This is a genomic window from Nocardia sp. NPDC005978 (assembly GCF_040614455.1).
Classification (GTDB): Bacteria; Actinomycetota; Actinomycetes; order Mycobacteriales; family Mycobacteriaceae; genus Nocardia.
Genome location: NZ_JBEXUS010000089.1, coordinates 1 through 11,839, shown reverse-complemented (window position 1 = coordinate 11,839; position 11,839 = coordinate 1). Strand labels below are relative to the sequence as shown.

Below are 11,839 nucleotides of genomic sequence, written 5' to 3'. Positions count from 1 at the left end.
GGAGCAGCAGGGGCCCACCACGCGGCGGAAGGACGACCCCGAGCAGCGGGTGCCGACCGTGCGGCGGGACGGGTCCGGCAGCAGCGGGGGAACGTCCGGGGCACAGCGGGTTTCGCCGCCACCGGCGCAGCCGGCGCGGGTCGGGTGGAGCGCGGTGAGCATGGTGCGGGTGCGGCCGCTCGAACCGATTGCGGGGGGCGGGGTTCGGCTGGTCGACGTCGACCGGAACGAGCTGGTGCCCGTGCAGCGGGTGGTGAATCTGAAACCGGCTCGGGTGCCGTTGATTTCGGCGGGAGTGCTGGCCGCGCTGGTCGCGGGGACGGCGGTGCTCGGGCTCGGTGGTGCGCCGGAGCGGAATCTGCCCGTGCAGGGGACGGTTCGGATCGCGGGGATGGACCCGGCGGTGGCGCGGGCCGTCGAGGTGGATCTGTCCGCGCCGGTGCCCATCGAGATCAGCGGTGTCGACGCCGACGCGGCGCGCCTGTCGGTGCGGCTGCCGGGTGCGAGCGTCGGCGGGAGTGCGACACCGCTGGGTGCGGGCGGGGCGGGCAAGCTGCCGCCACCGGTCAACGGGTACGTGCTCGCCGGGGATCTCACGGCGGAACTCACCCTGTCCCGCAACGGGTCCGAGGTCGCCGCCTATCGGTTCGGCGTGCACACCGCCCAGCGCGGGACCACGACCGTGACCGCCGCCGTTCTCGTGCTGCTGACCCTGTTCGCCGCGGCCTACACCGAGTCCAACGCCCGCACCCTGCGGCGCGGGAGCGCCCGCTTCGCCGCCACCATCGGACTCACGGTCAGCACCGGCCTGCTCGGTGTCGCGGCGTCCGGGGCGTCCTGGCTCCTGCTCGGCCACGAGCCCACGGTGCCCGGGCTCGTCGCTGCCACCGCACTCGCCGCCGCCGCGGGCGCCGTGGCCTCGATCGGCCTGCGCCGCATGGGAAAGCGCTTCCGCTACATCCGTGTCCTACGCCTGCGGGAACGGGCATGAGCGCCCGTACCCGCGCCCGGCGCGCCGGGCCGTGCCGTCGGCCGGGCTCACCGAACATGCCGACCGATCCGCGTTGCGCCCGCGTGGCCGGTGGCTCGCGTTGTGCTCGCGTGCACGGGACCGATTCGCCGCGCGGGTAGCGCTCGCGCGCTCTTCATCGATATACCCACGACGCCCCGAGCGGCGTCCGCGTGGAGGGGAGGCACGGTGACGGCAGGGGAGCCACTGATCGAGATCCGGGAGTTCGGCCGGCCCGCGCGGCGGCGGCAGCTGGCCGGGCCGCTGATCTTCGGGCGCGGCGGGAACAGCGAAATCCTGTCCGACAGCGAGGTTTCCCGGCAGCACCTGCGCCTGGTGCCCACGCCCACCGCCCTGTCGGTGGTCGATCTGGGCAGCCGGAACGGCACCACGGTCAACGGGGTCACGCTGTCCGGGCGGCACGTGCTGGCGGTCGGCGACGTCGTGCGCCTGGGCCGCACCGAGATCATCGTGCTGCGCGCGCCCGATCCCGGTGCGCCACCGGAGATCGGCGTGGACACCCACGTTCCGGCCGCGGGCCACGTCGTCCCACCGCCGCCGGGCGAACGGCGGGTGAGCACCGCCGTCGCGCTGGCCGAGCGCATCCTCGACATCGACGCCACTGGCACGCGCAACATGTTCCCCACCTTCCCCGAAATGCCCGCGCGACTTCCGCTGCGCGCCTGGCAGGTCGCCCGCGCGATCAGCGTGACCGCCTACCTAGCGCTCGTTCTCACCCTCTTCCTCGACCCCACCACCGGGCTGCTGCTCTTCTTCGGCGTGCTCGTCCCACTGCTGCCCGGCCTGTTCCTGCTCGCCCCGGGCCTGTGGCGCAACACCTGCCCGCTGGCCGCGATCAATCAGGCCCCCAGGCTCTTCGGGATCGGCCGCGCCGCCACCCCACCCCGATGGATGCAGCGGTACGGCTATCTCGTGGCGGTCGCCCTGTTCTTCGGCATCGCGGGCTCGCGGCTGGCGGGACTGGACCGCAGCGGCGTGGCCACCGGCTGCGTGCTGCTGGCCGTGGCGGTCGCGGCCGGGAGCGGCGGGCTGGCCTTCAAAGGCAAGAGCGGGTGGTGCAGCAGCATCTGCCCGCTCTTCCCGGTGCAGCGCGCCTACGGTCAGACGCCGTTCGTCACCGTGCCCAACAATCACTGCGAGCCGTGCGTCGGCTGCGCGAAGAACTGCTTCGACTTCACACCGCGCGCCGCCTACCAGGCCGATCTCGACGACCCGGATCCCGCATGGAGTTCGGCGCGCAAGCTCTTCGCCGCCGCGCTGCCCGGCTTCGTCCTCGGATTCTTCATTCTCGCAGGCAGTTCGGGCCTGAGTGTGGCGCAGCGCTACGAACTGCTGGCGCTGTTCCTGCTGGCGGCGGTGGGCGTGTTCTTCGTGCTGGAGTCCACCACCGCCGTCGGCGTCCGCATGCTGGCGGCCGGCTACGCGGCGGCGGCGCTGAACTTCTTCTACTGGTTCGCCGGACCGGTCCTGTTCGCCGCGCTGGGCACCCTCACCGGGGTGAGCGCGCCGTGGCTGCGCTGGCCGCTCAGCCTGCTGGTGCTGGTGGCGAGCCTGCTGTTCCTGGCGCGCACCCGGGTCAGCGAACTGCAGTACGCGCGCGCCACCGGGGACCGCGACGAACCGGTGCTGCTGCCCTTCCCGCGCCCCCGCGCCGCCGCCGAGAGTCCCACCGCGGTAGCGGCTTCGGTGGTCTTCGAACCCGGCGGCGGCCGGGTCGAGGCCGATGCCGGCATGAGTCTGCTCGACTGCGCCGAACGCGCGAATCTGCCGCTGGAGGCGGGCTGCCGGATGGGTGTCTGCGGCGCGGACCCGGTGGCCGTGCTCGCCGGCGCGGAATCGCTCGGCCCGGCCGGTGGTGAGGAGCGAAACACGCTGCGGCGATTGGGTTTCGCTGAGAACACGCGCATGGCCTGCGCGGCCCGGGTGCGGGGCGGTGAGGTGCGGGTGTCGCTGACCCCGCAGCCCGGCAGCGGAAACGGCAGCGCCACGGGTCATTTCGACCGATCGATCGTCAGCGTGGTGATCGTCGGCAACGGCATCGCCGGGGTCACCGCCGCGGACTTCATCCGGCGCGGGCATCCGGACTGCGAAATCCACCTCGTCGGGCGCGAATCGCACGACTTCTACAACCGCATGGGCATCTCCCGCCTGGTCTACGGGCGCTCGGCCATGCAGGGTCTGCACCTGCTCCCCGAACAGTGGTACGCCGATCACCAGGTCACCGCCTGGCTCAATACCCTTGCCGCCCGGCTCGATACCCGCGCCCAGCGGGTTCATCTGGGCACCGGCGATGTGCTGCCGTACGACCGGCTGGTGCTGGCCATGGGCGCGAGCGCGGCCGCCCCGCCCATCGAGGGACTGCACCGGCCCGGCAGCTTCGTCCTGCGGGAAGCCGCGGACGCCCTGCGCATTCGCGCCTACGCCCAGCGGCACGGCAGTGCGCGAGCGCTGGTCGCCGGCGGCGGTCTGCTCGGCCTGGAAGCCGCCTACGCGCTGCACCAGCTCGGGTTGCGCGTCACCGTCCTCGAACGCGGCGCCCGGCTGCTGGGTAAGCAACTCGATTCGCGCTGCTCGGAGCTGGTCCTGGCGCATTTCACCCGGCTCGGCATCGACGTCGCGCGCGGGGCCGAAACCGCCCGGCTGCTGGGCGAACCCGGCGTGCGCGCCGCGGTGCTGACCGACGGCCGCACCCTGCCCTGCGACCTGTTCCTGGCCGCCACCGGCATTCGCCCGAACATCGAACTGGCCCGCCGGGCCGGGCTCCCGGTGTCCCGCGGCATCCTGGTCGACGACCGCATGCGCACCGCAGCCCCGCACGTGTACGCCGCCGGCGACGTCGCCGAACATCGGGACCGCGTCCCCGGCCTGTGGCCGATCGCCGCCGAACAGGCGCAGGCCGCCGCCGTGAATGCCCTGGGCGGCAATCAGATCCTGACCGCCGAACTCCCCGCCACCCTCCTCAAGGGTGTCGGCCTGGAACTGTTCGCCATCGGCCGCACCACCCCCGCCCCCGGCGACGAACTGATCGTCGCCGAGAACCCCGCCGCCCCCTCCTACCGCTCGCTCACGCTCTCCCTGGGCCGCTGCGTAGGCGCGACGATCCTCGGCCACCACCCCGCCGACGTGGCCGCCGCCGAATCCGCCGTCCGCGCCCGGGCCCCCTTCCCGCCCCACCTCCGCAACTCGCTGCGCGCAGGCGACTGGACCCCCTTGTCCTCGATTGCGCCCGCCTGACCCACAGGGTCCAGAACACACCACGAGTTCGACAGAGCCGCAACCGAATCCCTGCACCAGACGGTGGCCACCCGACTTCAGCGCGGGTCCTCACTCTCGGCACCGTGGAGGCCGAATGCCTCGGGCCGACGTGAGCGGCGGGTAGGTCAGCGGCGGGGCTGTTCGGGGCGGTAGGTCAGGATCCGGGCGCCTATTCGGAGACTCCAGCCGGGTTTCAGTTCGTGGGGGCGCTGGCCGACGCGGATCCAGTCCTGGGCGCCGGGGGCTGCCACGTAGGTGCCGCCGGGGGTGGCCGCGTCTCGGATCAGGACGATGCCGTTCTCGATGAAAACGTAGGCGTGGACGCGGGATACGTGCCGATCGCGGGGGATCACGATGGGGGAGGAGGCGGCCCGGCGGACCGACTCGTCGATCAGTGGATCGCGGCCGATCACGTACGGGCGGTCCAGGGGATAGATCGCGCCGTCCGCGGTGGTGAGCGCACCGCCCACCGGGCCGAGGGCGCTCGTTTCCGGCGGCACCGGATCGCGGCCGCCCGCGCGTTCGGTGGCCGCGGGCTCCGCGGCCGCCGCCTCGGCGTCGAACGCCGCGGTCGGAGGCTGGTCGGCGGGGTCCGGGCGCGTGGGCTCCGGCCCGCCCGGGCGTCGCGCTGCCGCGCCGGCCGAATTCGCTTCTGCCGAAGCGTCTTTCGACAGTCGAGGCCGGGCCTGCGGCTGATTGCCCCGGGACGGGTCCGAATCCGGAACGGTCAGCCCCTCCGGCACGTCCGCGTCACCGTCGATTTTCGGAACGACCCGGGTTTCGGTGGGAATCGCGGACTGCGGGTCGCTGGGATCCAGCGGCCGATCCGACCGCGCGGGCTCCTGCGCTCCGGACCGGTCCGGCTGCGGGACAACCGATTCCGCGCGTCCGATCGGACCGCTCGCGGGCCGGGATGGCCGTTCGCGCGGCGCGCCACGGGTTTCCGGCGGCTCGGCGGGCCGATCGGCATCGGCCCGGCGGTCGGCGGACCGGCCGGCCGGTGCGTCGGGCAGCTCGGCCGGACGCCCGAAGGCGCCGGCGGCCTGGGTCTCCGGCGGTTCGGGGTGCCGCTTGCCCGCGCCCGCGCCGCCCGGGCGCGGCTGTGAATGCGAGCCGGAATCGGCGGGCCTGCGGCCGCCGGGGGACTCCGGTCGCGCACCCGAACCGGGGTAGCTCGGCGGCGGAGCGTCGTGGGTGGTCGGGGCCGCGGCCGACCCGTGGGGGTCGGCCCGGGTGGGCAGCGGCCCCGAATCCGGGCCACCGGCGTCCGGTCCCCGATTGCCCGGCGGCCGCGCCGGCGAGCCCGGTCCCGGGAAGCGGGTATGTGACGGAGTCGGCAGCGGAGCGCGGCGGGTGGGGTCCGGCAGGGGTCCGGGGGAGTTCACCCGCGGCAGCGAACCACCGGTTCCCGGCGAATCGGCGGCAACCGGACCCGGCCGGGCGCTCGCGAGATCGGCACGGGCGTCGCGCGGACCTTCCGGCATCGGTTCGGCGGCAGCGTCGGACGCGGCGGCGCGCGGGGTCGAGCCGGTGTTCCCGCGCTGAGCGGGCAAGCCGGAGGGCGGGGCGTGCAGCAGGAAACCGCCGCCGGGAACCACGCCCACCCGCAGGTTGGTGTGCGGCACCTCACCGCCCGAGGTGCTGTCCGCGGCGATGGTGAGCCGGCGGACCGGGTCCCGCAGGATCTCATCGGCCCAGGTCATGGCGCGTACACCGGAGAACTGCCGCGTGCCCTCGGGCCCCTCGACCAGGGCACGCACCGGCCCGCGCAGCAGCACGAGGATCCCGCCCTGCGTCGGCGCGACCACCCCGAACGACGGCGGCTGCGCCGAGCCGCCGCTGAAAACGGTGGCGGCCAGTCGCTGCGCGATGGCCACACCCGGATCCGCGGACCCGGCCGCGGTCTCGGCCGCGCCCAGGATCCGCTCCGTGGACGGGCTGGTCCCGGCCAGGTAGATCACCACGCTCCCGAACCGCGCGATCAATCCCTCACCGCGCAGCAATCCGACGGTTGTCGGTATCCGCCCCATTCGCGCCTCCTTGTCCGGCGCTCACAACATCGTTGCCAAGCATAGGACCGTTCACACGCCGGCGGTTGCGACACGGAATCCGCCGGATCGTGGCAATACTGCCCGAAGCGACCCCCGGGGCGCGAGGATCGAACAATCGTGCCGGTGCATCCGGCTCCGGCGTACCCGAAGGACCGAACCTATGGGCACGATCGACACCAGCGGCGCCGTACGCGGCGCCGGAACCGCCATCGCGGCCGCCGCGGCGCTCACCGTCCTGTGCGCTCCCGCCGGGGCCACCGCCACCCGGGTGGGCGTGGAACCCGGCATCAGTTACGGACCGGCGACGAACTACGGCACCGGCTGCACCTACCCGGTCAACGGCTACGTCGACGATCCCTCGGCCCCGGTCGTGTTCTACGACAACGGCATCGCCTTCGCCACCGCCGTCCCCTCGGGCCGGATCGCGGTCGGCCACTGGACCCCCGCCACCCCGGGCGTCCACCGCCTCCAGATCGTGCAGCACACCGTCCCGGGCGCGGACGTGGTCCCGTACGTCGACATCACCGTCGGCACCGGCCTGCTCACCGGTTCGGGCTGCGTGGTCCTGCACTGACCCCGGGCGACGACCGGGGCGACTCGCTCAGTGCCCGAATGCCGCCTCCGCCGCGGGGGCGGCGGCCTTGCGGTCGGTGTCGACCAGGCCGATCCGGGTGCGGCGGTCCAGGAGATCGTCGGCGTCCAGCGCGCCCTCGTGGCTGACGGCGAAAGCGAATTCGGCTGCGAGCACGTCGATCCCGGGCGCGACCGGCTCGGCCAGCGCGGCGTCGGCGCGCGCGAGGTCCAACACCGCGGCCGCCTCGCTGCCGTACCGCTCGACCAGCCGGGTCGGGGCCTCGATCCGATCGCGGGCCACCCCGGTCACCGCGCCGACCAGCGGCAGGTCGCGGGTGCGGCAGGGACCTGCCGTCAGATTCGCGTGTGCGACAGCGGCGTTCACCGTGTCCTCGGCCATCTTGCGGTAGGTGGTGAGCTTGCCGCCCACCACGGTGATCAATCCGGTGGGCGAGGTGAGCACCGCGTGCTCGCGGGAGATGTCGGCGGTACTGTCCGCACCGGTGCGCAGCAGCGGCCGCAGCCCGGCGAAGGTGCCGCGAATATCCCCCCGGCGCAACGGTTCCCGCAGCACCGTGTTGACGGTGTCGAGCAGGAAATCGATCTCGGACTCGGTCGCGTGCGGCACGTCCGGCACCGGCCCGGGAGCCTCCTCGTCGGTCAGGCCGAGGTAGACCCGCCCGTGCGCGGCGGGGAAGGCGAACACGAAACGGCTGGTGCTGCCCGGAATCGGCACGGTCAGCGAGGCGGAGAGCCCGCCGAAGGCGGCCGCGTCGAACACCAGGTGCGTGCCGCGCGAGGGTCGCAACTCGATGCTCGGATCCACCTGATCCGCCCAGACGCCGGTGGCGTTGACGACCGAACGCGCTCGCACGGACAGGGTTTCGCCGGTCAGCTCATCGCGCAGGACCGCCGTGGTTCCGGTCACCTCGGTGGCCGCCACCCGGGTGAGAACGGACGCCCCGTGCGCGGCCGCGGTGCGCGCGATCGCCACCACCAGGCGCGCGTCGTCCACCAGCTGCCCGTCCCAGGCGATCAGCCCGCCGCGCAGCCCGGCCCGCCGGACGGTCGGCGCGTAGCGCAGCGCCTCGGCCGCGGCCACCCGCCGCGAGCGCGGCAGCACCGCCGCCGGGGTGCCGGCCGTGCGGCGCAGCACGTCACCTGCGGCGAAGCCCGCCCGGACCAGGGTCTTCTGAGCCGCGCCGATGGTCGGCAGCAGCGGCACGACCTGCGGCAGCGCGCGGGTCAGATGCGGTGCGGTGCGGGTCAGCAGGATGTCGCGCTCCACCGCGCTCTCGTGCGCGATGCCGACGCCGCCGCTCGCCAGGTAGCGCAGTCCGCCGTGCACGAGTTTGGAACTCCACCGGCTGGTCCCGAACGCCAGGTCGTGCTTCTCCACCAGCACCGTGCGCAGCCCGCGCGCGGCGGCGTCCAGGGCCACGCCCACCCCGGTGATGCCCCCGCCGATCACCAGCACGTCGATGGTCTCGCTCGCACCGAGCGCGAGCAGTTCCCGCTCGCGCCGTGCGGCGTTGAGGGCGGAGCCGGGCTGAGCCGAAGTGCCGGTCATGACGGGACCTTTCGATTCGATGCGGTACAGCGGGTGCTGCGCACCGCCCGGGCGGGCGGCGATCAGGGCGCCGGGGGCGCGAGGTATCCGGTGATGGCGTGCGCGAGTTCGATATCGAGGCGCGCGGAGTCGAGCAGTTCGGCGACCGTGCCCGCGGACTGCACCGCGGACTGCGCCATGAGCAGGAGCATCGTGCCGAGTTGTTCGGGATCCCCGGCTCGAATGGACCCGTCGCCCTGGCCTTCTCGGACCGCGGCCGCGAACAGGTCGATGAGCGCGCGCTGATTGCGGCCCAGCCGTTCGAAGACGTAGGTGAGCATGACGTCGGCATCGGTGCGGAAGATCTTGGCGAACAGCGGATTCCGCCGGATCGTGGATCCGCCGCCGACGATGGCCGCCACCAGCCGATCGCGCGCGGTGCCGCTGTCGGGCACCGCGTCGGCGATGATCTCGCGCAATTCGCGCACCAGCAGATCCGCGACCAGGGAGCCCGTGTCCGGCCAGCGCCGGTACACCGTCGGCCTGCTCACGCCCGCCCGCCGTGCCACCTCGGTGAGCGTGGTGCGCCGCACGCCGAACTCGGCCACGCAGGCGCGGGCGGCGTCCAGGATCGCGAGATCGACGGCGGAGGTGAGCTCGGGGGCGGCGAGATCGGGGGAGGACGGTTCGGTCGAAGCCATGTGCACCACCCTTCCATCACCCGCTCGATCGGCGGTTCTCGTTACTGCTTGACATTCTATGTCAGACTGTAACGCATGGTCGACACACAAGCAGCATTCGCTTCGCCGGGAAACCCGGGCGAGCCGCAGGACCGCGCGAGTATGGTGTGGGACGCCTGGGGATCCCCGTCCGGACACAAGCCACTCTCGGAGCAGATTCGAGGGCTGCTCACGCAGGTGTTCGGTGTGTCCGGGGAACCGGCGACCCGTCGCGATGAGGGCGACGTGCCGCTGCGTGACTCGACCCTGACGCCGGAACACCGGGCGGGGCTCGTCGCGGTGGTCGGTGCGGATCACGTCTCTGTCGACCACCGCGATCGGCTGCTGCACGCGGGCGGCAAATCCACCCCCGACCTGCTGCGCCGTCGCGCCGACGGCCCGCAGGACGCCCCCGACGCCATCGTCTTCCCCGCCGCGCACGACGAGGTCCAGGCCCTGCTCGAATACTGCTCCGGCGCGGGCATCGCCGTGGTGCCCTTCGGCGGCGGCACCAGCGTCGTGGGCGGCCTCGACCCCGCACGCGGCGCCTTCGCCACCGTCATCGCGATCGACCTGGCCCGCCTGGACACCCTCACCGAGGTCGATCCCGTCAGCGGCACCGCCACCCTGGGCGCCGGCCTCTCCGGCCCGCGCGCCGAGGAACTGCTTGCCCGGCACGGTCTTTCGCTCGGGCACTTCCCGCAGAGCTTCGAGTACGCCACCATCGGCGGTTTCGCCGCCACCCGCTCCTCGGGACAGGCCTCGGCGGGGTACGGCCGGTTCGACGACATGATCCAGCGCCTGCGCGTGGCCACCCCGGCGGGCAGCCTCGACCTGGGCCGCGCCCCGGCCTCGGCCGCGGGACCCGATCTGCGCGAACTGTTCTCCGGTTCCGAGGGCGCGCTCGGCATCATCACCACCGTCACCCTGCGCGTGCATCCGGTACCCGAGACCACCGCCTACCAGGCGTGGTCCTTCCCCGACTTCGCCACCGGCGCGACCGCGCTGCGCACGGTCATCCAGGCGGGCGCGGCGCCCACCGTCATGCGCCTGTCCGACGAGGCCGAGACCGGCCTGAACCTCGCGCGCGCCGGTGACATCGGCGGTGCGACGGTCGGCGGGTGCCTCGCGGTCACCACCTTCGAGGGCACCGCGGCCCACGTCGCGGCCCGCAGCGCCGAGGCGATCGACCTGTTGCGCGCCGCCGGCGGCACCGCCCTGGGCGAGACCCCCGCCCGCGAATGGGAGCACGGCCGCTTCTCCGCCCCCTACCTGCGGGACTCCCTGCTGGACGCGGGAATTCTGTGCGAAACCCTCGAAACCGCCACCACCTGGGCCAATCTGGCCAACCTCAAGGCGAAAGTCACCGCCGCCCTGACCGATTCGCTCACCGCGCAGGGCACCCCGGCCCTGGTCATGTGCCACATCTCGCACACCTACCCGACCGGCGCCTCGCTGTACTTCACCATCGTCGCCAAACAGGCCGATGACGCGCTGGCGCAGTGGGCGGTCGCCAAGCGCGCGGCCGGAGACGCCATCGTCGCGGCCGCGGGCACCATCACCCACCACCACGCCGTCGGTGCGGACCACCGGCCGTGGATGGGCGCCGAGATCGGCGACCTGGGCGTGCGCGTGCTGCGCGCGGTGAAACAGGAAGTCGACCCCGCAGGCATCCTCAACCCTGGGAAGCTCATTCCGTGAGAGAGATTCGCTCGATTCTGCTCGTGACCAATCCGCTGTCGGGTCACGGCAAAGGCGTGCAGGTGGGCATCGCCGCCGCCGATCGCTTCGCCGCGCGCGGCGTGGCCGTCACCGAGATCCGCGGGGTGTCCGCGGCCGACACCGAGGAACAGGTGCGCGCGGCACTGGCCGATCCGGCCGCCCGCCCGGACGCCGTCGTCGCCGCCGGTGGCGACGGTCTGACCTGTGTGGTGTTGCAGGCGCTGGTCGGCACCGGCGTCCCGCTGGGCCTGGTGCCCGGCGGCACCGGCAACGACCTGGCCCGCGAGGTCGGGGTGCCCGACGACACCGACGCCGCGGTGGACGTCGTGCTGGCCGGCAACGCCCGCACCATCGACCTGGGCACCGTCCAGGCTCAGGACGCCGATCGGCCCATGTGGTTCGCCACGGTCACCGGCACCGGCTTCGACGCGCGAGTCACCCTGCGCGCCAACGCCCTGGTCTGGCCCAAGGGCCCGCTGCGCTACACCCTGGCCGCGGTCATCGAACTGGCCGGGAAACTGGCCGTGCCCTATCGCATCGAGCTGCACGGTTCGCCGGATCATCCGGACGGCACGGTGATCGAGCTCGACGCCGTGATGGTGGCGGTCGGCAACACCCGGACCTACGGCGGCGGAATGCTCATCGCGCCCGACGCCGTCATCGACGACGGGCTGCTGGACCTGACGGTGGTGGGCAAGATGTCCCGGCTGGACCTGCTGCGACTGCTGCCCGCGCTGTCCTCCGGCAAGCGCATCGATCATCCCGCTGCCGGGCAGTACCGGGCGGCGAAGGTGGTGCTGTCGGCGCCGAACGCGCCCGCGACCGCCGACGGCGACCCCGCGGGCATGCTCCCGGCCACCTTCGTGTCCCGGCCCGGCGCCATCGAGGTGCTGGTGCCCTGAGCGGGTCCCGGCGAGACTGTGCCCCGCGCCGGAATGGC

At 73.4% G+C, this 11,839-nt stretch carries 7 protein-coding genes and 1 pseudogene; 5 read left to right on the top strand and 3 right to left on the bottom strand.

Annotated elements, in window-relative coordinates:
* A pseudogene (locus tag ABZ319_RS30255) lies at positions 1–991 on the top strand (serine/threonine protein kinase); the annotation flags it as partial.
* Between the two features lie 207 nt (positions 992–1,198).
* Complete coding sequence (locus ABZ319_RS30250; protein WP_354989919.1) at positions 1,199–4,264, top strand: FAD-dependent oxidoreductase; 3,066 nt, start codon at positions 1,199–1,201, stop codon at positions 4,262–4,264.
* A gap of 146 nt (positions 4,265–4,410) precedes the next feature.
* On the opposite strand, the gene ABZ319_RS30245 is transcribed toward ABZ319_RS30250, so the two are convergent.
* Positions 4,411–6,315, bottom strand: a complete 1,905-nt coding sequence (locus ABZ319_RS30245) for an FHA domain-containing protein (protein WP_354989918.1) — start codon at positions 6,313–6,315, stop codon at positions 4,411–4,413.
* A 181-nt stretch (positions 6,316–6,496) separates the two neighbouring features.
* Here ABZ319_RS30245 and ABZ319_RS30240 point away from each other — a divergent pair, with 181 nt between their 5' ends.
* Positions 6,497–6,910 (top strand): hypothetical protein, encoded by a 414-nt coding sequence (locus ABZ319_RS30240; RefSeq protein WP_354989917.1) that lies wholly within the window; start codon positions 6,497–6,499, stop codon positions 6,908–6,910.
* Positions 6,911–6,937: 27 nt separating this feature from the next.
* Here ABZ319_RS30240 and ABZ319_RS30235 read toward each other — a convergent pair whose 3' ends face one another.
* Both ABZ319_RS30235 and ABZ319_RS30230 read right to left on the bottom strand, forming a co-directional pair.
* The gene (locus ABZ319_RS30235; RefSeq protein ID WP_354989916.1) at positions 6,938–8,479 is read right to left on the bottom strand and encodes a glycerol-3-phosphate dehydrogenase/oxidase; all 1,542 of its coding nucleotides are present in this window, start codon (positions 8,477–8,479) and stop codon (positions 6,938–6,940) included.
* A 62-nt stretch (positions 8,480–8,541) separates the two neighbouring features.
* The gene (locus tag ABZ319_RS30230; RefSeq protein WP_354989915.1) at positions 8,542–9,159 is read right to left on the bottom strand and encodes a TetR/AcrR family transcriptional regulator; all 618 of its coding nucleotides are present in this window, start codon (positions 9,157–9,159) and stop codon (positions 8,542–8,544) included.
* 141 nt (positions 9,160–9,300) lie between these two features.
* On the opposite strand from ABZ319_RS30230, the gene ABZ319_RS30225 reads away from it, so the two are divergent.
* Together ABZ319_RS30225 and ABZ319_RS30220 are read left to right on the top strand one after the other, a co-directional pair.
* Entirely contained in the window at positions 9,301–10,878 is a 1,578-nt protein-coding gene (locus ABZ319_RS30225) for an FAD-binding oxidoreductase (RefSeq protein ID WP_354989934.1), read from the top strand.
* A complete protein-coding gene (locus ABZ319_RS30220) occupies positions 10,875–11,801 on the top strand; it encodes a YegS/Rv2252/BmrU family lipid kinase (protein WP_354989914.1) in 927 nt (308 codons plus the stop codon). The genes ABZ319_RS30225 and ABZ319_RS30220 overlap by 4 nt, the downstream gene beginning before the upstream one ends.
* Positions 11,802–11,839: the final 38 nt, after the last annotated feature.